The sequence below is a fragment of the Stenotrophomonas sp. TWI169 genome (assembly GCF_039674705.1).
Lineage (GTDB): Bacteria > Pseudomonadota > Gammaproteobacteria > Xanthomonadales > Xanthomonadaceae > Stenotrophomonas > Stenotrophomonas maltophilia_P.
In genome coordinates this window covers 25,837-49,965 of the sequence record NZ_JBDJOB010000013.1, presented here as the reverse complement: position 1 = coordinate 49,965, position 24,129 = coordinate 25,837, and the positions used below count along the sequence as shown (strand labels likewise).

Genomic DNA, 24,129 nt, shown 5'->3' with positions numbered 1-24,129 from the left:
TCTCCAAGCTGTGTTCCGATCCAGCACTACAATGTGATGGCTGTCGCATACCAGGCCTCCCCAAGCCGGTGCGAACAGACGGAATTGCGTCAATAAGTCGAACGTGATTGTGAATGATGTGAAAGGCAATTGGTAGGAAGCGGCAGCCCGTCGCGCGCCCATTCACCCGCCCGACCCACCCTAAGTCATTAGAACTATTCCTATTTTTTAATATTTCAAAATGCGTCAAAATGATTCGCACTACGTCCGACAGCGTCCAGAAATTGACGTTTGATGCACGGAATCATCCCATCACGCTCCGAAGGATCAACCCGATTGGCGCCGCCGGGCCCCCCGTCCCCGTCACGTCCGCCAGGCCTGGCACCCTGCACTGCACCAAGGCCGCTCATCGCCCTCTGCTACCATCGGCGGTTCTGTTCATCGCCCCCCACCCGCCCGCGATGACGCCAAACAACGTAACGAAACACAGGAGTCTGCATGTCTTCCGAGCTGCTCAAGTCCCTTGGCCTGGACGCGATCAACGCTGGCACGTACCTGGGCAACGGGGAGTGGTCGAGCGCTGCCAGCGGTGAGCTGATCACCCCGGTCAACCCGACCACGGGCGAGCCGATCGCACAGGTGCGTGCGACCACCGAGGCTGAATACGAGACGGTGATCGCCCGCGCCCAGGAAGCGTTCAAGCAGTGGCGCACGACCCCTGCCCCGCGCCGTGGCGAAGCCGTGCGCCTGTGCGGCGAGGCGCTGCGCAGGCACAAGGATGCGCTGGGCTCGCTGGTTGCCCTGGAGATGGGCAAGAGCAAGCCGGAAGGCGATGGCGAGGTGCAGGAGATGATCGACATCGCCGACTTCGCCGTCGGCCAGAGCCGCATGCTGTATGGCTACACGATGCACTCGGAGCGCCCCGGCCACCGCATGTACGAGCAGTACCACCCGCTGGGCCTGGTCGGCATCATTTCAGCCTTCAACTTCCCGGTCGCGGTGTGGAGCTGGAATGCATTCCTGGCGGCGATCTGCGGCGACGTGTGCATCTGGAAGCCGTCCAACAAGACGCCGCTGACCGCCATCGCCTCGATGAAGATCTGCAACGACGCGCTGCGCGAAGCCGGCTTCCCGGACATCTTCTACCTGGTCAACGATGCCGGCACCGCACTGTCGGAAAAGCTGGTTGATGATCGTCGCGTGCCGCTGATCAGCTTCACCGGCTCCACCCAGGTCGGCCGCACCGTCAATGAAAAGGTGGCGCGCCGCCTGGGCCGCTGCCTGCTGGAACTGGGTGGCAACAATGCCATCATCCTCGACGAGACCGCCGACCTGAAGCTGGCTGTGCCGGGGATCGTGTTCGGCGCCGTCGGTACGGCCGGCCAGCGCTGCACCACCACCCGCCGCCTGATCGTGCACCGCTCGATCTACGCCGACGTGCTGGCCACGCTGGTCAAGGCGTACAAGCAGGTGGAAGGCAAGATCGGCGACCCGACCGATGCCGCCAACCTGATGGGTCCGCTGAACAGCGAAGGTGCCGTGCAGCAGTTCCTCGACGCCATTGCCCAGGCCAAGGCCGCCGGCGGCACCATCGAGACCGGCGGCACCCGCATCGACCGCGCCGGCAACTTCGTGCTGCCGGCCATTGTCAGCGGCCTGAAGAACAGTGATGCCGTGGTCCAGCACGAGACCTTCGCGCCGATCCTGTACGTGATGCCCTACGACAGCATCGACGAAGCCATCGACATGCAGAACGGGGTACCGCAGGGCCTGTCCTCGTCGATCTTCACCCAGAATCTGAAGACCGCCGAACGCTTCCTGTCGGCTGCGGGCTCGGATTGCGGCATCGCCAACATCAACATCGGCACCTCCGGTGCGGAGATCGGTGGCGCGTTCGGTGGCGAGAAGGACACCGGTGGTGGCCGCGAGTCGGGCTCGGACGCATGGAAGGTCTACATGCGTCGGCAGACCAACACCATCAACTACTCCGATTCGCTGCCGCTGGCCCAGGGCATCAAGTTCGACCTGTGATGCATCCCGGCCCGGACGTCGCCGAGAGTGGGGCCCCGACGGGGGCTCCAATCCTCGACTTCAGCGGCCGCCGGGTGCTGGTTGCCGGCGGCAGCAAAGGCATCGGCCGCGAGATGGCCTTGGCCTTCGCTGCGGCCGGCGCCCATGTCTCGGTCTGCGCACGAGGTCAGGCGGGGCTCGACGCCCTGCTGGCCGACGCAGTGGCCCAGGGGGCATCACTGCACGCCTTTGCCGCCGACCTGGCCGACCCCGGCCAGATCGACGCCTGGCTGCATGCGGCCGCAGCGTCCCTGGGCGGCGTCGACGTGCTGGTCAACAATGCCACCGGTTACGGCATGGCAGACGATGAAGACGGCTGGGCCGCAAGCCTGCAGGTCGACCTGATGGCCGCGGTGCGGGCCTCGCGGCTCGCCCTGCCCTGGCTGCGCGAATCGAGCGACGCCTGCATCCTCAATCTCTCCTCGATCGCCGCGCAGCAACCCCGGCCGGGGGGCGCTCCCTATGCGGCTGCCAAGGCCGCTCTTTCGCACTACACCACGTCGCAGGCGCTGGCACTGGCGCCGGACCGGATCCGGGTCAACGCCATCGCCCCCGGCTCCATCGAGTTTGCCGACGGTCTGTGGGACCGGCGCAGGACCCGCGACCCGGCGCTGTATCACGGCACCCTGGCAAGAATTCCGTTCGGCCGCTTCGGCCAACCACGCGAGATTGCCGATGCCGCGCTGTTCCTGTGCTCGCCGCTGGCGCGCTGGATCACCGGTCACGTGCTGAACGTCGATGGTGGCCAGGTACTGATGGGCTGAACCGCTCGGGCCGGGCACTGCCCATGGGATTGCCCGGACGGAGGCACTATCATGTGCGTACTGCAAGGAGGACCCGATGAGCGTGGCACCCCGACAGACAAGCGCCCTGGCCGTGGTCAGCCTGGTCATGGGCATTGCCGCCTGGACTGTCCTGCCCTTCGTGGCCAGCATCGTCGCCATCGTCACCGGCCACATGGCCCGCGCCGAGATCCGCCGCCGCCCGCATGAACTCGAAGGCGATGGCCTGGCCGTCACCGGGCTGGTGCTGGGCTGGGTGATGGTGGCAGCCGCCCTGGCGGCAGTCCTGGCCTTCATCCTCTTCTTCGGTGGCCTGGCCTGGCTCGCCGCACTGTCGAACTGACCGCCATGACCTCCTCCGACAGCACCGAACGCTTCAGCAGCCGCGTCGCCGATTATGTCCGTTATCGGCCTGACTACCCGCCGGCGTTGATGGAATGGCTGCATGGACCGATGGGCGTCGACCACGATGCACGGGTGGCCGACATCGGCGCCGGTACCGGCATTTCCAGCCGTCTGTTCCTCGACACCGGCCATCCTGTGGTCGCGGTCGAACCCAACGCCGCCATGCGCGCCGCCGCCGAAGGCTGGCTGGCTGCATATCCGTTGTTCCAGGCCGTCGATGGGCGTGCCGAGGCCACCGGCCTGGCAGAGCACAGCGTCGATCTGGTCAGTGCCGCGCAGGCCTTCCACTGGTTCGACACCGACGCCGTCCGTGTTGAATGGCAGCGCATCCTGCGCCCCGGCGGACTGGCGCTGATCTACTGGAACTCACGCCTGCTCGATGCCAGCCCGTTCCTGGTCGGCTATGAGCAGTTGCTGCTCGATTACGGCACGGACTATTCCGCCGTGGCCGAACGCTACCAGGATGACGCCACGATGCAGGCATGGTTTGGTGCCGGGTTGCGCGGCCAGGTGGAACTGCCGAACGTGCAGCATCTGGATCTGGACGCCCTGCGCGGCCGCCTGCTGTCGTCCTCCTATGCGCCACAGCCCGGGCATCCGCGCCATGCGCCGATGCTGGCGGCACTGCAGGATCTGTTCGCGGCCCACGCGGTCAACGGCCAGGTCGCCTTTGAATATCGAACCCGAGCCTTCCTCGGCACGCTGGACTGAACCGACGCATGTATTCGCTTGCCCGCCCCTTCCTGTTCTCGCTCGACGCCGAGCGCGCCCACGGCCTCGGCCTGTCCGCATTGGACGTGGCCTACCGCACCGGCACCACGCCGCTGCTGGCCGCACGCATCGCGCCGCTGCCGAGCACCGTGTTCGGGCTGACATTCCCCAATCCGGTCGGCCTGGCGGCCGGCCTGGACAAGAATGGCGAGCACATCGATGCGCTGTTCGCGCTGGGTTTCGGCTTCGTCGAGATCGGCACGATCACGCCGCGGCCACAGGCGGGCAACCCGACGCCGCGGCTGTTCCGGCTGCCGGCGCACAACGCCATCATCAACCGCATGGGCTTCAACAACGCCGGCGTGGATGCACTGGTGCGCAATGTCGAGCGCGCGCGCAACCGTCGCGGCCTGCTCGGCATCAACATCGGCAAGAACAAGGACACCCCCAACGAGCAGGCCGTCGACGACTATGTGGCCTGCCTCGACAAGGTGTACCCGCTGGCTGACTACATCACCGTCAACATCTCCTCGCCCAACACCGCCGGCCTGCGCGAGCTGCAGGAGGAAACCGCACTGCGCCAGCTGGTCAGCCAGCTGCGTGACCGCCAGGAAGACCTGGCCGCGCGGCACGGCCGGCGCGTACCGATGCTGGTGAAGGTGGCGCCTGACCTCAGCGAGCGCGACATCGACGCTGCTGCGCGCGTGCTCGGCGAGCTGCAGGTGGACGGCGTGATCGCGACCAACACCACGATCGACCACAGCAAGGTGGCCGGCGATCCGCTGGCGAACGAAGCCGGCGGTCTGTCCGGTGCCCCGGTCCTGGAACAGTCCACCCTGGTCCTGCGGCGGCTGCGCTCGCGCCTGCCCGAGTCGGTGCCGCTGGTCGGTGTCGGCGGCATCCTGTCCGGCGCCGACGCAGTGGCCAAGATGGCGGCGGGCGCCTCGCTGGTGCAGTGCTACAGCGGCCTGATCTTCCGCGGGCCGGCGCTGGTATCGGAATGCGTGGAGGCGATCCGCCGCCGCCGCGAAGCGCCCAGCCGTGGCGCGGTGGCGCCGCTGTGAGCGCCCCCATGGATGGACTCGACACCGCCGCACCGCTGCGCTGGACACTGACCCGGAACGCGCCGCTGCAGGCGCTGAACACCTTCCACGTGCGTGCCAATGCCGCGCAGCTGCTGGAGCTGCATGACGCATCGCTGTTGCCGGACGTGCTGGCGCTGCCGGAGGTTTCCGGCGGACCGCTGCTGGTGCTGGGCAGCGGCAGCAATGTGCTGATCGCCGACGATGTGCCTGGCACCGTGCTGGTGTTCGGCAACCGCGACATCAGTTTCCTGGAGCATCGCGCCGATCATGCGGTGATCCGCGCCGGTGCCGGCGTGCCCTGGCACGGCCTGGTGATGTGGTCGCTGCAGGAAGGCCTGTCCGGGCTGGAGAACCTGGCCCTGATTCCAGGCACGGCCGGTGCAGCGCCGATCCAGAACATCGGCGCCTATGGCGCACAGGTCGGCGAGTTCATCCAGGCAGTGGAAGCCTGGGACTGCCACGAGCAGGCCTGGGTGCGGCTGGACAACGAACAGTGTGGCTTCGCCTACCGCGACAGCGTGTTCAAGCAGCAGGCAGACCGCTACCTGATCACCGCCATCGAGCTGAAGCTGCCCTTGCTGCACGACCTGCGCATGGACTATGCCGGCATCCGCGAAGAACTGCAGGCGCAGGGCGTGGAGCTGCCCAGTGCCGTGGACGTGGCCAACGCAGTCATCGCGATCCGCCGCCGCAAGCTGCCCGATCCGGAGGTGCTGGGCAATGCCGGCAGTTTCTTCAAGAATCCGGTCCTGCCCCTGGAGCAGGTCGACGTGCTGCTGCAGCATTTCCCGGACCTGCCGGTGTTCCCGGCCGATCGTGAGGACCGGCGCAAGGTCTCCGCAGCGTGGATGATCGAGGCCTGCGGCTGGAAGGGCTTCCGTGAGGGCGATGCAGGCGTTGCTGCCAGCCATGCGCTGGTCCTGGTCAACCATGGCAACGCCACCGGGGCCGAGCTGCTTGCGCTGGCGCGGCGCATTTCCGCGTCGGTGCTGGAGAAGTTCGGCGTACCGATCGAGCCGGAGCCCCGCCTGCTCGGCGCACAGTGGTGAACACCCCCGCCCTTTCCACCGGCGCCACCCCGATGCGGGCGGCGCTGCTGATGCTCGGCAGCACCCTGGCGTTCGGCATGATGGCGGTGGCGATCCGTTACGCCACCCGTTACGTACCGACCCAGGAGGTCGCCTTCTTCCGCAACGCGTTCGGCCTGCTGGCACTGCTGCCGATGCTGCTGCGGCCGGGCCATGCGCCGCTGAAGACCCAGCAGCTGCCACGCTATTTCGTGCGTAGTGCGATCGGCCTGGGTTCGATGCTGTGCGCGTTCTGGGCGTTGGGCCATCTGCCACTGGCGCAGGCGGTATCGCTCTCGTACTCCACACCGTTGTTCGTCACCATCGCCGCCGTGCTGTGGTTGGGCGAAACCGTGCGTGTGCGCCGCTGGGCCGCAGTGGTGGTCGGTTTCATCGGTGTGCTGGTGATCGTGCGGCCGGGCACCACCGGCTTCACCGCTGGCAGCCTGGTCGCCGTCGCCGCTGCGGTGCTGAGTTCACTGGTGGCCATCCAGATCAAGCAGCTCACCCGCGTGGACAGCGCCGATACCGTGGTGCTCTATACCTACGTCTTCTGGGTGCCGCTTTCGCTGGTTCCGGCAGTGTTTGTCTGGGTCTGGCCCAGTGGCGTGGCCTGGCTGTGGCTGCTGGTCACCGGCGTGATGGGCACGGTCGGCCAGCTGCTGTGGACGCGTGCGCTGCGCCTGGGAGAAGTGTCGGCGCTGACGCCGATCAGCTTCCTGCAGCTGCCGCTGGTGACCCTGTGCGGGTGGCTGCTGTTCAACGAGACCGTGGACCGCTGGACCATCGTCGGTGCGGGCATCATTCTGGCCGCCAACGCTTACATCGCCCACCGCGAGGCCGTGCTGTCGCGGCGGGCGGCTACGGCGGCGGCGTCAGCGGCGGCCAAGCCCGCCGAATGATCCACCGTCAACGCTGCAGCGGCGACGCGTCCAGCGCGCGATACGCGCGTTCGGCTGCGTCGAACACATTGCCCGGCGCGAACTGTTCGCCCAGGTAGTGCAGCGACTGACGGCGCAGCTGCGGCGAGCGCTCCAGCGCGTCGCCCCCCAGCAGCACCTGTTCGAACTCGATCAGGTCCTGCAGGATCCGCCAATGCCGGTACCAGGCGATCCAGCGTGGGTCCCCCAGGTCCGGGCCATACCCTTCCACGAAACCGAGCGGACGTTCGCGCCCCCAGCGTCCACCCACCGCCGCGCCGGGGAACATCAGATCCCGCTCGCGCGGCGCCAGGGACAGGCCATCCCAATCAATCAGGTGCAGGTTGCCCTCGTTGCCCATCAGCAGGTTTCCCGCATGCAGGTCGGTATGGCACAACCGCAGCGGCGGCCGTTCGTCGCGCAGTTCATCGTGCAGTTCCGACGCGCGGCGGTGGACCTCGGCGATACGTTCGCGGCGCAGCTCCCAGACGGCCAGGAATGCGCTGCCCAACCGATCCTGCGCGACCGGCAAGGCATCGCCCGGCTGCAGCCAGCGCCCAACGGTGTTCAACGCATCCGCTTCAAGGCGCAGGCTCGGCAGCGCGCGTTGCAGCGATTCGGGCACCTCAGCGTCATGCAGCCGGCGCAGCACGTTGCCCAGGCGCAGCCACTGCGCATGGCTGAGCGGCGCCTCGAAACCGGACTGGCCCTCGATGTAGGGAAACAGCGTGAACTGCAGGCCCCAGCGCTGGACCGACGCGCCGCCGGTCAATGCCGGCCATGGCGCCACGATCTCCTCGATGCCCAGGGTGCCCCGCAGCCAATGCAGCGTGTCCCAGACCGCCGGTTGCACCTGGTAGGTGCGGCATTTCAACCACCACTGACCGCGTCGCGCGTCGATGCGGTAAACGCTGGCATTGGCGTCTGCGCCAACCGGGCGAGGCACCACGGCGGCGGTGGTGATGCCATAGGACTGTTGCAGGACTTCGCCGATATGGCGCGCCGAAGCGGATGACATGGAAGCAATCGTGCATTGATACCCGACGTCACTATCGCAGATGGCGCATCGACGGCACAGACATGTCCGTCACAGCACTGTGCTTGCGGGCCGGGCGAGCCATGCCGACGCGGTTGCCACGGCGTCAGCGCGCGTAGTGGCCCAGGAACATGGCGACCGCCGATGCCGCCACCCGCGCGCGCTCGTCGGCCCCCAGCGGCGCCTGCCCCATCGTTACCTGCGGCCAGAAGGCGAAACTCTTCACCAGTCCATGCAGCTGATGGGCGGCGAATTCGGGATCGACCGCACGCAGCCGGCCATCGGCGATCGCTGCACGGATCCAGGCGCTTTCCCCACTCTCCTTCTCGCCCATGCGACAGACGATTGCCTGCGCACGTTCGGGTGAATGGATGATCTCCGCCATGGCAACGCGGGCCAGGTCGATGAAATTGGCATCACCCAGCAGTTCCAGCTTCTGCTCCAGCAACGCGAGCAGCTGCGGCTCCAGTGGCTGCTCCGCACGGTAGGGCAGCTCGACGCCGGCCATGCTGCGTTCCCAGAGTTCCTCCAGAATCAGCGAGAACAGTTCTTCCTTGCTGGGGAAGTGGTTGTAGACCGTGCGTTTGGATACACCGGCCGCTGCCGCGATCCGGTCCATGCTGGTGGCCTCATAGCCGGCCGTGCGGAATTCCTCCACCGCCGCGCGCACGATGGCCTCGCGTTTGCGGTCGGTCAGGCGCTGCGGCGGACGGGACATGGCGACACCAGATAACTGAACGGATACCCCCATTTTACACCGATGAGTATACTTTTCCGCAGCAGGAAACTACACTGTGCAGTGTACCCTGCGGACGTCACCCATGAAGCGCCTGCTCCTTGTCCTCCTGCTTGGAATCCTCGCCGTGACCGCCTACACCTTCTGCAAGTCCTGGTCCCTCCCCGACTTCCCCGACTCCCCGCAATACCGCGAGGGCAAGTTCCACAACGTACTGCCGCGGCCGGCGATGGGCCTGCGCAACGGGCTGGAGATCTGGTGGACCTTCCTGTTCAACAAGCCGAAGGGGACCGTACCCGCGGGCGCCATTCCGGTGCAGGCGCTGGATCGTGCCGCGCTGGAAGCCGCGCCGGATCGCAGCCTGTTCCGGCTGGGGCATTCGACGATCCTGCTGAAGCTGCGCGGCCAGTATTGGCTGACCGACCCGGTCTTCTCCGAACGGGCGTCACCGGTGCAGTGGATGGGCCCTGCCCGCTTCCACGCCCCGCCGATCAGCATCGAACAGCTGCCGCCGATCGCCGGCGTGATCCTCTCGCACAACCATTACGACCATCTGGATCGCGCTGCGGTGATGCAGCTGGCGGGCAAGACCACGCGCTTCATCGCGCCGCTGGGTGTGGGTGATCAGTTGATCGCCTGGGGCGTGGACGCGGACAAGGTCGAACAGCTGGACTGGTGGCAATCGACCGAAGCCGATGGCCTGCGCCTGACCGCCACACCCGGCCAGCACTTCTCCGGCCGCGGCCTGGGCGACAGCGACCGCAGCCTGTGGGCCTCGTGGGTCATCCAGGACGGCGACTTCCGCATCTTCTTCAGTGGTGACACCGGCTACTTCGATGGCTTCAAGGCCATCGGCGAGAAGTACGGCCCGTTCGATCTGACCATGATCGAAACCGGCGCATACGATCCGCGCTGGGCATTCGTGCACATGCAGCCGGAGCAGACGCTGCAGGCCCACCTGGACCTGCGCGGCAAGTGGCTGCTGCCGATCCACAACGGCACCTTTGACCTGGCCCTGCATGACTGGCAACAGCCCTTCGAGCGCATCACCGCGCTGGCAGCCGCGCACGATGTGCCGATCGCCACGCCGATGATGGGCGAGGCGCTGGACATGCAGGCGCCGCAGGCAGGCACGCGCTGGTGGGAACAGGTGGCGCTGCGCTGAGCTTGCCTGGGCGCTGCTGTCACGGGGCGCCGGTTCGTGCAGGCAGTGACCTTACGGACGATGGCTGTCGCGACGCCGTGCAGGGCGTCGCGCCACGCGTCCGCCCTCTCCCCTATTGCAGCGCGTCATGTAAACGATTACACCCCCTGCTAGCGTAGCGCCTGCCCGATCCTGGCCGAACCTCCAAGGCTGTCGACATGACGCTGCGTGCTGATCGCTTCCGCCCCTCCTGGGCCTGCCTGCGCTACGTCGCGCGCGCTCTGCTGCCGCTGGCCGTGATGGCCTCCGCCGCGCAGGCGCAGACACTGCCACCGCGCAGCCAGTGGCAGGCCAGCAGCTCGTCACAGCAGGTCCCGGCGATGGCCATCGGCCATCTGATCGACAACGACCCGAAGACGGTCACCGGCGGCGCCTTCAGCCCCGGACACTGGTTCCAGATCGATCTGGGCGCACCTGCCCTGCTCGGGGGCGCGCGCCTGACCTGGGATGTCTCCAATCCCGAGGGTTACACGCTGCAGACCTCGATGGACGGCCGGCAGTGGCAGACCGCCTACACCATGGCCGACTCGCTGGGCGATGTGGAGACGCTGTACTTCGAACCGCGCCAGGCGCGCTATCTGAGGCTGGCCAGTCCCCAGCGCACGTCGGACTGGGGGGTCTCCATCTTCGAGATGGAACCCTTGGACGCCACGCTCAGTGCACGCGTGCACGGACTCGACAGCGCACAGGCAGCCGCGTTGTGGCAAGGCGGTAGCGGCGTCGCCCTCCCTACCGATGGCAAGGGCAGCCATGTGCTTGAAATCACCCTGCCGCGCGCTCAGCCGGGCACCGGCCTGGCGGTGGAGTGGGCGGGCCAGCGTGGCGCCGCACGCCTGCAGGCCCAGGATGCGCAGGGGCGCTGGCAGCCGCTGGCGCAGGACACGCAGGCCGCCAGCCATGCCCAGAGTTGGTTGGCCAGCGATACGGTGCACGATGTGCGTGCCCTGCGGCTCATCGTCGACGGGCCCTCGCCACAGGTCACGCGCCTGCGCCTGCTCGGCCCGAAGGCCGTGATGACGCCGATGAAGCAGTACCAGATCGCCGCCAGCGGCGCGCAGCGTGGCTTGTTCCCGGCGTCGTTGCAGATGCAGCAGACGTACTGGACGGCCGTGGGCGTGCATGCCGGACGGCAGAAGTCGATCTTCGACGAATACGGCAACATCGAGGCATTCAAGGGCGCACCGCTGGTGCAGCCGATCTGGCGCAATGCCGATGGGCGTGCCGCCGGTGCCGCGGAACAGGCCGTGCAGCATGCCCTGCGCGACGGCTGGAAGCCGATGCCCTCGGCCGCCTGGTCGCCGCAACCCGGTCTGGAACTGCGCAGCGAAGCGTTCGCGATCGAGCGCGACGGCCAGCCCGTCACCTTCCTCCGGCATCGACTGCGCAATACCGGTACCACGCCGGTCGAGGGCACGCTGAGCCTGGTGGTGCGGCCGATGCAGATGAACCCGCCGTGGCAGAACGGTGGCCTGTCGCCGATCCGCGACGTGGCCATCGACGGCCAGAGCGTGCGCGTCAATGGCCGTACCCTGCTGTACTCGCTGTCGGCGGTCAGCGCCTCCGGCGCGGCACCGTTCGGCCCGAACGGCGAAACCGAGATCACCTCCGCCATCGCTTCGGGCCGGTTGCCCGGCGCACGCCAGGCCACCGATGCGCGTGGGCTGGCGGCGGCGGCGCTGGACTACCGGATCACACTGGCGCCCGGCGCCAGCCAATCCGTGGTCGTCGCCTTCCCGCTGGGTACGGCGGCGGCCGACGCCAAGGGTGTACTTCCGGAGCCACCGGCACTGGACCTCGCGCGCCTGCCAGGCGATGCCGATGCCGGCTTCGAGACGCTGGCCGCCGAAGCCTCCGCCGACTGGCAGGCACGATTGGGCCAGGTCGGACTGCGCCTGCCCGATCCATCGCTGGTCGACATGCTGCGTGCCCAGGCCGCGTACATGCTGATCAACCAGACCGGCCCGGCCATGCAACCCGGCCCACGCAACTACAACCGCTCCTTCATCCGCGACGGCATGGCCACCTCGGCGGTGCTGCTGCGGATGGGCGAAGCCAAGGTCGCACGCGACTACCTGGCGTGGTACAGCGAACACGGGGTACATGCCAACGGCCTGGTGTCGCCGATCCTCAATGACGATGGCAGCGTCAACACCGGCTTCGGATCGGACATCGAGTACGACAGCCAGGGCCAGTACGTCGCGTTGGTGGCCGATGTCGCGCGCCTCGACGGTGGCCCCGAGTCCGTGCGTGCATACCTGCCGAAAGTGAAGGCCGCGCTGCGCTTCCTGCAGGAACTGCGTGAGCGCACGCTGGTACCCGGTTACAAGGCCGATCAACCGGCGCCGGAACGCTTTGCCGGCATCCTGGCACCGTCGATCAGCCACGAGGGCTATCCCTCTCCCACCCACAGCTACTGGGACGACTACTGGGGCCTGAAGGGCTGGCATGACGGCGCATGGCTGGCTGAATCACTCGGCGACCACGCCACCGCCACCTGGGCACGCGGGCAGTACAAGGCGCTGTATGACGCACTGCACGCTTCGATCCGCGCGACGATGGCGTGGAAAGGCATCGATTTCATTCCCTCCTCCGCCGATCTTGGCGATGGCGACCCGACCGGCGTCTCCATCGCGCTGGATCCCACCGGTGCGCAGAGCGTGCTGCCGGCTGATGCGCTGCGCACCACCTTTGCCCGCTATCTTGACGACGTCCGCAAGCGCAACCAGCCCGGTGCGCTGTATGCGTACACCCCTTATGAAATCCGCAACGTCCTGAGCTATGTGCATCTGGGCCAGCCCGCAGCGGCCGACGAGCTGCTGCAGGGCCTGCTGCGCGACCGTCGCCCGCTGCAATGGCAGGTGCTGGCCGAAGTCGTGCACTCACGGCTGCGTTTTCCGCGCTACCTGGGCGACATGCCGCACACCTGGATCGGTGCCGAATACGGCCGCACCCTATTCGGGATGCTGATGCGCGAGGACGACGATGCCCTGTCACTGCTGCCGGGTACGCCGCCCTCCTGGCTGGCCGGCGATGGCCTTGCGGTGGAACGCCTGCCGACGGCGTACGGCACGCTGCGGATGCAGGCACAGCAACGCGACGGTACGCTGACCGTGACGCTCGGCGAAGGGCTGCGCAGCGCCACGGCCGTCAAGGTCTGGTGGCCCGCGCGCACGGCACCGAAGCAGGTGCGCGTGGACGGCCATAGCGTTTCCGACTTCGATGCCGAGGGTGTGCGGTTGGCGAAGCCGTTCAGGACGCTGGAGGCGCGTTGGTAGAGCAGCCGAGCATGGCTCGGCTCTACAGAAGCAGCCTTGGTGCCGGGGCATGCCCGGCGTCAGAGATCCGGCAAGCCCGGCGGGTTGGTCTGCGACTGCGGCACGGCTTCCTCGGTCACGTTCCAGCGCGCCAGTGCCTGTGCGTAGGTGCCGCTGCCGATCTGGGTATTGAGCGCCTGGGTCACCGCATCGGCCAGGCCGCTGCCCTTGCGCGTGGTGACCGAGATCGCAGCAGCGTTTGGCCAACCGCCCGGAAACAGGCCAACGCGCCGCACCTTGCCATCGCGCGCGGAGTACGCGCCGGTGGCGTTGGGTTCGAACGATACATCGGCCCGGCCGGTGATCACGGCCAGGCGGCCGACCACCGAATCATCGAAGTACTGGTATTGCACCGGCTCCAGCCCGGCCGCGATGTTCTGTGCATCCCACTGCCGCAAGATCTGGTCCTGGTTGGTGCTGGCACCGACCACCACCTTCAGGCCAGCGACATCGGCCGGCTTCTCGATCTTCTGGATGGGCCCGTCGGTGCGCGTATAGATGCCGAGCAGGTCATAACGGTAGCTGGAGAAGTCGAACTTCTTCTTGCGCTCTTCGGTCACGGTTACGTTGGACAGCACTGCGTCGTACTTGCCCGACTCCAGTCCCAGCGGCCAGTCGGCCCAGGCGACCGGCACCACCACCAGCTTCAGGCCCAGCGCATCGGCCACCAGCCGTGCGATGTCCGGCTCGATGCCGATCACTTCCTTGCTGTCGGCGCCATAGTCGGCCAGCGGCAACTGACCGGGATGCGTCGCGACGGTCAACGTGCCCGGCGTCACGAAGCGGAAGTCCGCCGGAACCAGCGCCTGCGCTTTCGGATCCACGGTCCCCCGCAGCGCTGGCGCGCCGGCACCGGCCAGGCTGCTGGTCGCTGCGGGCACGGCCTCCGGTCCCTGCCGTGCACGGGAATAGACGATGCCGGCAATGCCGATGACCAGCACAGCGATGACCAGCAGGGTGCTGCGCGAGGGACGACGAGACGTTGCAGGACTCATGGGGGTCACATCCGGATCAGAGGGTCTTGGCGAGAAAATCGGCGGTGCGCTGCTGGCGCGGGTGTTCAAATATGGCCTCGGGCGGGCCCTGCTCGATCACCCGGCCCTGGTCCATCATCACCACGTGGTCGGCAACGCGGCGGGCGAAGCCGAGTTCGTGGGTGACGATCACCAGCGTGGTGCCGGAACGGGCGAGCTCTTCGATCACGCTGAGCACTTCGGCCACCAGTTCCGGGTCCAGCGCCGACGTCGGCTCATCGAACAGCAGCACCTTCGGCTGCAGGGCCAGTGCACGGGCGATGGCGATGCGCTGCTGCTGGCCACCTGACAGCTGGCGCGGGAACGCATCGGCCCTGTCCGCCAGACCGACGCGCTCCAGCAGCACGCGCGCCTGCTGTTCGGCCTGCGTACGCGGCACACCGCGCACCGCCATCGGCGCCTCGATGATGTTCTCCAGCGCGGTCAGGTGCGGGAACAGGTTGAAGCCCTGGAACACCATGCCCACCTCGGCACGACGGCGGCGGATCTCGCGCTCCGGCAGCTCGTACAGGGTGTCGCCGTCACGGCGATAGCCGATCAGCTGGCCACCGACGCTGACGAAGCCGGTGTCGGCGCGCTCCAGGTGGTTGATCAGCCGCAGCAGGGTCGACTTGCCGGCACCGGACGGGCCGATCAGCACCGTTACGCTGCCGCCGCGCAGTTCCAGGGTGATGTCCTCCAGTACCGGCTGCCCGTCGAACGCCTTGCCGACACCGTGCAGCGATATCGGCGCTCCCTGTCCGGCCTCGGCCGCGCTCGCGATGCGCGGCCGCACCGCAGCCGGCGATGCCGCACGCGGCGCGGGCGAGGATACCCGCGACACGCTGCGCTCACGCTGCAGCTGGCCACGCGCGAAGCGCTGCTCCACGCGCCGCTGCAGCAGCGACAGCACGGTCAGGATCACCAGGTACCAGACCGTGGCCACCATCAGCAGTGGCACCACCTCCAGGTTGCGGCGGTAGATCACCTGCACGGTGTAGAACAGCTCCGGCAACGCCAGCACGTAGACCACCGACGTGCTCTTGGCCAGGCCGATCACATCGTTGAAGGCGGCCGGCAGGATCGAACGCATCGCCTGCGGCAGGATGATGCGCCGCACCTGGCGGCCGCGCGGCAGGCCCAGCGCGGCCGCTGCTTCATACTGGCCGTGATCGACCGAGAGGATGCCACCGCGGATCACCTCGGCCGAGAACGCCGCCTGGTTCAGTGTCAGGCCCAGCACCGCAGCCGTGAACACACCGATCAGCTGGGTGGTGGGATACGAGAACAGGCTGATGCCGGTGAACGGAATGCCCAGTTCGATCGTGCTGTACAGATAACCCAGATTGTTCAGCAGCAGCAACAGCACCAGCAGTGGAATCGAACGGAACAACCAGACGTAGCCCCACGATACCGCCGACAACAACGGCGAGCCGGATACCCGTGCCAGCGCCAGCAGCGTGCCCAGCGCGAAGCCCAGGCCGGTGCCGAGCGCGGTCAGCAACAGCGTGCGACCCAGCCCTTCCAGCACCGGGCGGGCGAAGAACCACTCGGCGAAGGTGCCCCAGCCCCAACGTGGATTGCCGAGTACCGACTGCAGTCCGATCAGGATCAACGCCAGCGCCAGGACCGTGCCGAACACCTGCAGCGGATGCCGCGCCGGCACGATCTTCAATGCCGGTGCCGGACGCGCGGCCAGACCCTCGATCGCGGTGGACGGCGTACTCATGCGTGGACTCCCTGCACGGCGGCAGTGCTTGATGCCGGCGGACGCGCCGGTGCCCGCAGCTGCTTCTCGAACGGCAGATGGGCGATCGATTCCGGGTCGGCAGACAGATCGAACAGTGCGGTGTAGCCATGGCTCAGGTACAGGCCGACCGCCTCAGGCTGACGGAAGCCGGTGGTCAGGTACACGCGGCGATAGCCCTGGCGTGCGGCCTGGTCTTCAAGCTCCTGCAGCACCCGCCGGGCGATGCCCTGGCGGCGCAGGCCAGGCAGTGTCCAGATGCGCTTGAACTCGGCCGTATCCGGGTCGCGGTGCGGCATGAACGCGCCGCCGGAAATGGCCACGCCCTCACGCAGCAGCAGCACGAACGCTCCCACTGGCGCAGCGAATGCCTGCGCTGGATAGCGTTGCAGCTCCTCGCGCGCACTGCCACCGATGCGTCGCCGCACATCGGCGTAGCGACTGTCGTACTCCTGTTCGAGCCCATCGAACAGTGGCCGCGCCAGTGGATCGTCCACCGATGTGTAGAGGAAGCGCTCCTCGAATGGTGCCGTACTCATGCTGCGTCCTCCACCAGATAGTGTTCGGCCAGCCGCGCCCAGAGGCTGGCGGCAGGGGCGATGGCCGCATCGTTGAACACGTAGCGCGGGCTGTGCAACGGCGCACTGTCACCGTTGCCGACGAACACGAAGCTTCCGGGCCGGGCCTGCAGCAGGAAGGCGAAGTCCTCGCTGGCGGTGCGCGGCGCGAAGGCATCCAGCACCTGCCCTGCGCCGAATCCCTGCAGAGCCACCTCACGGATATAGGCGGTCTGCTGCGGATGGTTGATCACGCTCGGGAAGCCACGCGGGAACTCGATCTCGGCGCGCGCCCCGAACGCGGCGGCGGTCTGCTCGGCAAGCTCGGTCACGCGACGGCGCAGCGTGTCGCGAACGTCGGGCAGATAGGCGCGTACGGTCAGCGTCAGCTCCACCACATCGGGAATCACGTTGGCCGCCTGCCCACCGTGGATCGAACCGACCGTCACCACGCCCATCTGCCGCGGGTCCACATTGCGCGACACCACACTCTGCAGTGCGGTGACGATGTGCGCGGCGGCGAGGATGGGATCCACGCTTCCCTGTGGTTCCGCACCATGCCCGCCCTTGCCGATCACCCTCAACCGTGCCCAGTCGACCGATGCCATCGCCGGTCCGTCGACAAAGCCGAAGTGCCCCACCGGCACACCCGGCCAGTTGTGCAGTCCGTAGATCGCATCCACCGGAAAGCGCTCGAACAGACCGTCGGCGAGCATCCTTGACGCACCGGAGCCGGTTTCTTCCGCCGGCTGGAACACCAGTTGCAGGGTGCCATCGATGCGCCCGTGCCGGGCCAGGTAATGCGCCGCCGACAGCAGGATCGCAGTGTGGCCATCATGACCGCAGGCGTGCATCCGTCCTTCGTTCTGGCTGGCATAGGGCAGCCCGGACGCCTCCTGGATCGGCAACGCATCGATGTCGGCGCGCAGCCCAAGCCGGCGGCTGCCCTGACCCCGCTGCAGCGTTCCGACCACACCGGTTCCACCGACGCCCGTGGTCACCGTATAGCCCCACTGCTGCAGCAGTTCGGCTACGCGTGCGCTGGTGCGATGCTCCTCGAAGGCGAGCTCCGGGTGTCGATGCAGGTCGTGGCGGATGGCGATGGCCTCATCGGCGCGTGCGGCTATTTCAGGCAGCACGCCCGTCGGCCCGGTGGGCGCCACAGTCAACGATGCCCGGCGCAGTACGTTCATCGCCTCACCCCACCTTCCGCGCCGGTTCGGCGGCCGTCGAATGACGGCTGGCCTTGTACGGCAGGCCCAGGTGGTCGCGCAGCGTCTTCCCTTCCAGCTCGCGCTGGTGATACCCGCGCGCCTGCAGGATCGGCAGTACCAGGGTCACGAAATCGTCCAGCCCCTCGCGCTGCGCCGCAAAACCCAGAATGAAGCCATCGCTGGCGCCCGCCTCGAACCAGCGGATCAACTCGTCGGCCACGTGCTCGGGTGTACCGATGAAGTTGGGCCGCGGGCTCACCGCCTGCAACGCGACCTGGCGCAGGCTCAAGCCCTGCTCGCGGGCATCCTGCTTGATCCGATCGGTGGTGGAGCGGAACGAATTGCTGCCGATCTCGCCCAGCTCGGGGAACGGCGCGTCGGGATCGTACTGGGTGAAATCGTGATGGTCGAAGAAGCGCCCGAGGTAGGCCAGCGCATCGTCCAGGCCCGCGAGTGCGGCAATCGCCTGGTACTTGGCTTCGGCCTCCTCGGCGGTGTGGCCGACAATCGGCCCGATGCCCGGAAAGATCTTCACGTCATTGCCGCTGCGCCCGTGGGCGATGGCCGAGTTCTTCACCTTCTGGGTGAAGGCACGGGTTTCTTCCAGCGAGGGCGAGTGGGTGAATACCGCATCGGCATACTTGCCGGCCAGCGCGATGCCGTCGTCGGACGAGCCCGCCTGGAAGATCACCGGCTGCCCCTGCGCGGAGCGCTGGATGTTCAGTGGGCCTTCGACCTGGAAGAAGCGGCCCTTGTGGTCGAGGCGGCGGAACTTGTCGGTGGCGAAGAAGGTGCCCTGTTCGCGGTCGCGGATGAAGGCATCGTCGTCCCATGAATCCCACAGGCCCTGCACCACCTCCAGGTATTCGTCGGCGATCTGGTAGCGCAGCGCATGTTCCGGATGCGGGCGGCCGTAATTGCGGCCCGATCCTTCCAGCGGCGAGGTCACCACGTTCCAGCCGGCGCGCCCACCACTGATCAGGTCCAGCGAGGCGAACTGCCGGGCCACGGTGAACGGATCGCTGTAGGAGGTGGACAGCGTGCCGGCCAGGCCGATCTTCTTCGTCGCCGTGGCCAGCGCGGACAACAGCGAGATCGGCTCGAAGCGGTTGAGGAAGTGCGGGATCGATTTCTCGTTGATGTACAGCCCATCGGCAACGAAGCCGAACGCGATGCCGTTGTCTTCGGCCGTGCGCGCGATGTCGATGTAGAAGTCCAGGTTCACGCTGGCATCGGCCGGGTTGGACGGATGCTTCCACGCATGCATGTGGCTGCCAGGTCCCTGCAGCATGATGCCGAACGGGATGGGGCGCGGTGTCTTGCTCATGGGTATCGCTCCTGCAGGTCAGGCCACCGCCGCGCGTGGCGCGGGCGACAGCAGTTCAAGGGATGCCAGGCGTGCGTCGAGGTCGGCCACCGGCGCATCGAGGATGAATTCGCCCACGCCGAAGCGGCGGTGCAGTGCGTCCAGTTCCCCGCGCACCTGCTGCGCGTCGCCCGACAGCACGCTGGGCCGCGTCTCTTCGATACGGAAGTCGGTCACGCCCACCTGGCGGGCATACTCGGCCGCGGCGTCCGGGCTGGGCAGGTTCACCGTCTGCCCCGGGCCGAGGTGCAGCTTGTAGACACGCAATGCGCCGACATGGCGCGCCGCCGCTTCGCTGGTGGGCGCCGCGAAAGCGACGGTGGCCAGCAACGGCGGCTGCGTGGATACGGCGCGATAGGCCTCGAACGCCGCTTCGATGTGCTTCGGGTCGCCGTCGAAATGGGCGGCATAGACGAAGCGCCAGCCCAGCTCCGCCGCCTGCCGTGCGCTCTGCGGGCTGGCGCCCAGCAGGAAACGCTCGGCCGCCACCTGCGGCACCGGCCGCGCCTGCGCATTGGCATGCGCATGATCTTCGGCCAGCGAGCCGGACAGGAATCCTTCCAGATCGCGCAGCTGCTGATCGAAATCGGCGAAGGCCGGTCGCCCCGCGGCCAGCGCTGCGGTGGACGCCGGCAGGCCACCGGGTGCCTTGCCCACCCCCAGGTCGACGCGTCCGGGCGCCAGCGCCGCCAGCAGGTTGAAGTTCTCGGCCACCTTGTACGGCGCATAGTGGCGCAGCATCACGCCACCGCTGCCGATGCGGATGCGCCGGGTCTGTGCCAGCACCCATGCCGCCAGCACCTCCGGCGCCGGACTGGCCAGGGTCGGTGCGGCGTGATGCTCGGCAAACCAGTAGCGGTGGTAGCCCAGCTGTTCGGCACGCTGGGCCAGCTGCAGGCTGTTGCGCAGCGCCTGCTCGGCGCCTGCGCCTTCGGCCACCGGGCTCTTGTCCAGCACGCTGATGAGGTAGCTCATGTCCGCGTCCTCGCTCAGGGGTGGGCCACAGGAATGCCAAGCAGGCCATTGAGTGCGGCCAGGATCGGCTCGGCGCCGGTCACGTACTGCCGGTCCTGGTAGGCACCGTTGGCGTGTTCGCTGCGCACGCCCTGCGGCAGCACCAGCTTCGGCAGCGACTGGTCCTGCTCGCCCACCGCCGCGATCACCTCGCGGCGTGGCCGCGCGAAGCCGATGCGGCGCACGTCCAGCTGTGCATCCAGGCCGTCGATGCTGGACAGCGCGCCTTCCAGCAGCAGGCTGTGCCGGCAGAAGAAGCGCTGGCCCGGCAACTGGCCGTCGACGAACTCGCGATCAAGCAGGAACAGGATGGGTTTGGGGGAGGCAGCTGCAGCCACGGGTTCGTCCTCGTCTGGGCCGGCAATGAAGTGCCGTTTCGCTATCGATGCTAGAGAAGCTGTGCGCCGCGCCCGTACCTGCTGGCGACAATCGCCGGTCGGATCCGGCCACGCAGATGCAGGTTGGCAATAAGCAGACTGCTGGCCGTTATGGGCAGCTCAGGCGATGCGGCGCAGGGGCGCCGGCCCGCTGGCGGCATGCGGCAGCAGATGCCCGGCAGCGCGCTCGGCAGCCAACTGGATGCGCGCCTGCAACGCCGCGCTGTTGATCTGCTCGCCATCGAAATCGGCTGGTGTGGCGTACACGCCGATGGGCAACGTATGCGCCTGCAGGAAGCTGAACAAAGGTCGCAGCTGATGGTCGATCACCAGCGCATGCCGCTCGCTGCCCCCGGTGGCCGCCAGCAGCACAGGGGTATCCACCAGCGCCTCGAGGTCGATGAAGTCCACCAGGTGCTTGAACAACCCCGGGTACGAGCCACGATGGACCGGTGCGGCCACCACCAGCAGCTCGGCGTCCTCGAGGGTGGCCAGCGCCTGTTCCACCGCGGGCTCGGCCTCGCTGCGCGACAGCGTCTGCCCCAGCGCGCGCGCAATCGGCGCCAGCTCCACCAGTGTCACGCTGGCATGCAGGCGCTGCTGCAGCGCCTCCAGCAGGTGCCGTACCAGCAACAGCGTGCGCGAATTCGCCGATGCCGTTGGCGAACCGATCAACGCAACAATCTTCAACCCAGATGACATGCCACTCTCCTCGGTAACGCCGGACGCTGGCCGGCGACGCCATGCCTGAACCTCAGAACCGGTAATTGACCCGCCCGTACCAGAACGCGCCGATCCTGCTGAGCACGTCACCGCTGTCCCAGGTGGTCTCGATGCTGGCCACGTCGGTGGCGCTGCGCGCGTACTCCGGCACCTTGCGGGTGCGCTTGTCGAACACGTTGTTGATGCCCAGCGCCGCACTCCAGCCCGCGCCCAGCTCCACACCGCCGGACAGGTTGGTCACCAGCACCGGTGGCTGCCTGTACTCCACGCCGTTGTTGAGGCGCTTGATCGACCCGTAGTAGGTAACGTCCACATTCGAGCGCCAGCGTCCGTTCTGCCAGCCCAGTCCGGCCACCTGGGTGTAGCTGGGCGTACGGAAGCGCAACGCGTACTCGCCGGACTTCGTCAGCAGGTTGATGTTGGGCAGCCCCTGCAGCGCCGCAGGAATGGCGCTGACGCTGCGGATCGTGGTGCGTCCGACGTTGGCGGCATAGCTCCAGCGCAGCTTGCCCCACGATGTGTCCTGGTTCGCCTCCAGCGTCAGCTCCACGCCGCGCGTGCGGGTGTCGCCCACGTTGGTGAAGTAGCTGGCATAGAACGCGTCGCCCGGCAGGATGCTGATGCCGGCCGAACCCAGCAGCGCATCGATCGTGTTCTTCTGCGCGGAGGTCAATACGGTGCCGCTGTTGTCGGTGATGCGCGCCGGATCCTGCGCGTTGTAGCCGATCTGGCTGGACTGGCCGAGCTGGCCGCGGATGTCGATATGGTAGGCATCCACGGCCAGGTGGAAGGCCGGGCTCGGGTCCCAGGTCACGCCGATGCTGTAGTTGGTGGCCTTCTCCGGTTTCAGCGGGGTGGCACCCAGTGCCACCGCAGCGGGCGAGGACACCTGCGCCACCAGCGTCGTACCGCACGGGCAGCTGCCCGTGGCCTGGTAGAACTGCGCGCCCAGGCTTGGCGCGTGGAAGCCGTTGCTGACCGTCGCACGCACGCCCAGTGCGTCGGTGATGTCGAAGCGGCTGGTCAAGCGTCCGGTCGAGACGCTGCCGAAGTCCGAATGGTCTTCCCAGCGCGCGGCCGCATCCAGGTACCAGCGCGAGGTGACGTTGGTCGCCGCCCCCACGTACACCGCCTTGCTGTTGCGCGTGGCCTTCACCGCGTCGGCGGTGGAGTAGCCGACAAACGCAGCGGCACCGAATCCGGTGTACGACTCCCACTGCCCTGCCCCGCGCTCGTAGCGCTCGTGCTGGTACTCGGCACCGGCACTCACTTCCAGGGGTGAGGCAAAGGCCGCCACCTCAAAGCCCCGGCGCAGGTCCAGGTTGGCAATGCCCTGCTGGTAATCCAGCTTGCCGTCATAGAAGTCGGTGGGCGAGCCCGGGTACGGCAGCGAGTAGTTCACCGAGTTGCGGGTATAGGTGCGCACCGTGCTGCGGTTGCCGGTCAGGCTGGCGTCGTAGTCCCAGCCGGCCAGCTGCCCCTTCACGCCGGCGGTGCCGGTGTACTGCTTCTCCTTGGTCTCCAGCACCGGCAGGAAGCCGTCGGGAAACACGCTCAGCACCCCCGGTGTCCGGTACGTGGTGAAGATCGTGGCCGGCAGGCGGAAGTTCTGGATCGCCTGCGCGGTGCGGTCACTGGCAGTGGCGTTGGCGTAGAACTGCGCGCTCTCACCCAGGCCATGGCCCACGTTCACCGCAAACGCCTTCAGCGCATACGACGGTGAGCTGAGGATGGTGTTGGCTTCGGCATCGCGCGTGGCCTCGGCAGGGTCCGGCGTCGCACCGGCCGGCAGGCGGTTGTTCGGCCGCAGCGCGACCCGGTTGCCATTGGCATCGATCGCCGGATAGCTCAGATAGCCATCGATGTAGCGTCGCGTCCGGATCGCGTGGTGCTGGCGCGTGGTCTCGCCCGAGAGGTTGATGAAGCCGTCCTCGCCCCAGGGCAGGCCGACGTTGGCGCGCACGCTGGTACGCGTACCGTCGCCATCGATGCTCTGCCCGCTCTCCACCGACACCTCACCGCCCTGTGCCTGCGATTTCAGGATGACGTTGACCACACCGGTGATCGCGTCCGAGCCGTAGATGGCGGAGGCACCGTCGCGCAGCACTTCCACGTGGTCGATGGCCGACACCGGAATCAGCGCCAGATCCGCCCAGGCGTGGCCAGGAAAGCCACCGCCGTTGGCACCGCTCACATAGGCACTGGCGTTGCGGCGCTTGCCGTTGACCAGCACCAGCGTGTAGCCCGGTGAAAGATTGCGCAGCTGATAGCCGCGGATCAGGCTCTCCTGGTCGCTCTGGTAGCCACCGATCTGGCTCAGCGACGGCAGGCTGCGCTGCAGCGCTTCGAGCAGGTTGGCCTGCCCGGTCGCAGCAAGATCCTCGGCGGAGATCACGTCGATGGGCGTGGAGCTGTTCTTGACCGTGCGCGTGCTGGTGCGCGAGCCGGTCACCACCACTGCGTCCAGGGTGGATGCAGCGACGTTGGCGGCAGCCGCTGTGGTTGCCGGCTGCGCACCGGCGTCTGCCGCATGCACGGGGGCCGCAACCAGGGCGGCGGCGATCAACACAGCAAGAGGACTCAGGACAGGGGCGTAGGCGGCAGGCATGGGGGCTCGTGGGGTGGGCCGGAAACACGGTTCCATTCAAGGGCCTGTTCACCCGCCACGACAGGCGTGATCGCGTCACCCAGCCGTAACATCCGGCCACCCACATGACCGCTGGTAATGACGTTAGGCAGCGCGCTTGCATGGGGTCGGATCCCTTTCGAAGGAAACGGATCCGACCCCAGCCGCCATATATCCCGCAGG

Annotated in this window: 20 protein-coding genes; 9 read left to right on the top strand and 11 right to left on the bottom strand. The window is 67.5% G+C overall.

Features of this window, described 5'->3' with window-relative positions; translation table 11 throughout:
* Positions 1 to 477: 477 nt before the first annotated feature.
* From ABE543_RS11595 to ABE543_RS11565, 7 genes are all read left to right on the top strand, one after another.
* Positions 478 to 2,010 (top strand): aldehyde dehydrogenase family protein, encoded by a 1,533-nt coding sequence (locus ABE543_RS11595; protein WP_111186677.1) that lies wholly within the window; start codon positions 478 to 480, stop codon positions 2,008 to 2,010.
* The gene (locus ABE543_RS11590; RefSeq protein WP_346475703.1) at positions 2,010 to 2,813 is read left to right on the top strand and encodes an SDR family oxidoreductase; all 804 of its coding nucleotides are present in this window, start codon (positions 2,010 to 2,012) and stop codon (positions 2,811 to 2,813) included. Before ABE543_RS11595 ends, ABE543_RS11590 begins: the two co-directional genes overlap by 1 nt.
* 76 nt (positions 2,814 to 2,889) lie before the next feature.
* Entirely contained in the window at positions 2,890 to 3,174 is a 285-nt protein-coding gene (locus ABE543_RS11585) for a DUF4190 domain-containing protein (RefSeq protein WP_053517549.1), read from the top strand.
* Between the two features lie 5 nt (positions 3,175 to 3,179).
* Complete coding sequence (locus tag ABE543_RS11580; protein WP_053517550.1) at positions 3,180 to 3,947, top strand: class I SAM-dependent methyltransferase; 768 nt, start codon at positions 3,180 to 3,182, stop codon at positions 3,945 to 3,947.
* Between the two features lie 8 nt (positions 3,948 to 3,955).
* Complete coding sequence (locus ABE543_RS11575; RefSeq protein ID WP_065181373.1) at positions 3,956 to 5,011, top strand: quinone-dependent dihydroorotate dehydrogenase; 1,056 nt, start codon at positions 3,956 to 3,958, stop codon at positions 5,009 to 5,011.
* Positions 5,012 to 5,019: 8 nt separating this feature from the next.
* A complete protein-coding gene (murB, locus tag ABE543_RS11570; RefSeq protein ID WP_263178003.1) occupies positions 5,020 to 6,081 on the top strand; it encodes a UDP-N-acetylmuramate dehydrogenase in 1,062 nt (353 codons plus the stop codon).
* A 32-nt stretch (positions 6,082 to 6,113) separates the two neighbouring features.
* The gene (locus tag ABE543_RS11565) at positions 6,114 to 7,001 is read left to right on the top strand and encodes a DMT family transporter (RefSeq protein ID WP_065175629.1); all 888 of its coding nucleotides are present in this window, start codon (positions 6,114 to 6,116) and stop codon (positions 6,999 to 7,001) included.
* A gap of 7 nt (positions 7,002 to 7,008) precedes the next feature.
* Here ABE543_RS11565 and ABE543_RS11560 read toward each other — a convergent pair whose 3' ends face one another.
* Together ABE543_RS11560 and ABE543_RS11555 are read right to left on the bottom strand one after the other, a co-directional pair.
* Positions 7,009 to 8,037 carry a phosphotransferase gene (locus tag ABE543_RS11560; RefSeq protein ID WP_197572325.1) on the bottom strand — a complete coding sequence of 343 codons (1,029 nt, stop codon included), beginning with the start codon at positions 8,035 to 8,037 and terminating at the stop codon, positions 7,009 to 7,011.
* A gap of 124 nt (positions 8,038 to 8,161) precedes the next feature.
* On the bottom strand, positions 8,162 to 8,773 hold the full coding sequence (locus tag ABE543_RS11555) for a TetR/AcrR family transcriptional regulator (RefSeq protein ID WP_065175563.1): 612 nt from the start codon (positions 8,771 to 8,773) through the stop codon (positions 8,162 to 8,164).
* Between the two features lie 103 nt (positions 8,774 to 8,876).
* On the opposite strand from ABE543_RS11555, the gene ABE543_RS11550 reads away from it, so the two are divergent.
* On the top strand, positions 8,877 to 9,956 hold the full coding sequence (locus ABE543_RS11550) for an MBL fold metallo-hydrolase (protein ID WP_346475702.1): 1,080 nt from the start codon (positions 8,877 to 8,879) through the stop codon (positions 9,954 to 9,956).
* Between the two features lie 197 nt (positions 9,957 to 10,153).
* Positions 10,154 to 13,270 (top strand): discoidin domain-containing protein, encoded by a 3,117-nt coding sequence (locus tag ABE543_RS11545; protein WP_346475701.1) that lies wholly within the window; start codon positions 10,154 to 10,156, stop codon positions 13,268 to 13,270.
* A gap of 59 nt (positions 13,271 to 13,329) precedes the next feature.
* Here ABE543_RS11545 and ABE543_RS11540 read toward each other — a convergent pair whose 3' ends face one another.
* The 9 genes from ABE543_RS11540 to ABE543_RS11500 all read right to left on the bottom strand — a co-directional run bounded on the left by ABE543_RS11540 (position 13,330) and on the right by ABE543_RS11500 (position 23,928).
* Entirely contained in the window at positions 13,330 to 14,304 is a 975-nt protein-coding gene (locus ABE543_RS11540) for an ABC transporter substrate-binding protein (protein ID WP_128990415.1), read from the bottom strand.
* Between the two features lie 16 nt (positions 14,305 to 14,320).
* The gene (locus ABE543_RS11535) at positions 14,321 to 16,051 is read right to left on the bottom strand and encodes an amino acid ABC transporter permease/ATP-binding protein (protein ID WP_346475700.1); all 1,731 of its coding nucleotides are present in this window, start codon (positions 16,049 to 16,051) and stop codon (positions 14,321 to 14,323) included.
* Entirely contained in the window at positions 16,048 to 16,608 is a 561-nt protein-coding gene (locus ABE543_RS11530) for a GNAT family N-acetyltransferase (protein ID WP_065181368.1), read from the bottom strand. Before ABE543_RS11530 ends, ABE543_RS11535 begins: the two co-directional genes overlap by 4 nt.
* Positions 16,605 to 17,819 (bottom strand): M20 aminoacylase family protein, encoded by a 1,215-nt coding sequence (locus tag ABE543_RS11525; RefSeq protein ID WP_053517561.1) that lies wholly within the window; start codon positions 17,817 to 17,819, stop codon positions 16,605 to 16,607. Before ABE543_RS11525 ends, ABE543_RS11530 begins: the two co-directional genes overlap by 4 nt.
* A gap of 4 nt (positions 17,820 to 17,823) precedes the next feature.
* Positions 17,824 to 19,167: an LLM class flavin-dependent oxidoreductase gene (locus ABE543_RS11520; protein ID WP_262218436.1), complete on the bottom strand. Its 1,344-nt coding sequence runs from the start codon at positions 19,165 to 19,167 to the stop codon at positions 17,824 to 17,826.
* A gap of 18 nt (positions 19,168 to 19,185) precedes the next feature.
* Complete coding sequence (locus tag ABE543_RS11515; RefSeq protein WP_053517564.1) at positions 19,186 to 20,181, bottom strand: LLM class flavin-dependent oxidoreductase; 996 nt, start codon at positions 20,179 to 20,181, stop codon at positions 19,186 to 19,188.
* Between the two features lie 14 nt (positions 20,182 to 20,195).
* Entirely contained in the window at positions 20,196 to 20,558 is a 363-nt protein-coding gene (locus ABE543_RS11510) for a DUF3088 family protein (RefSeq protein ID WP_053517565.1), read from the bottom strand.
* Positions 20,559 to 20,717: 159 nt separating this feature from the next.
* A complete protein-coding gene (gene msuE, locus ABE543_RS11505) occupies positions 20,718 to 21,299 on the bottom strand; it encodes an FMN reductase (RefSeq protein ID WP_253118785.1) in 582 nt (193 codons plus the stop codon).
* A gap of 52 nt (positions 21,300 to 21,351) precedes the next feature.
* Positions 21,352 to 23,928: a TonB-dependent receptor gene (locus ABE543_RS11500; RefSeq protein WP_346475699.1), complete on the bottom strand. Its 2,577-nt coding sequence runs from the start codon at positions 23,926 to 23,928 to the stop codon at positions 21,352 to 21,354.
* Positions 23,929 to 24,129: the final 201 nt, after the last annotated feature.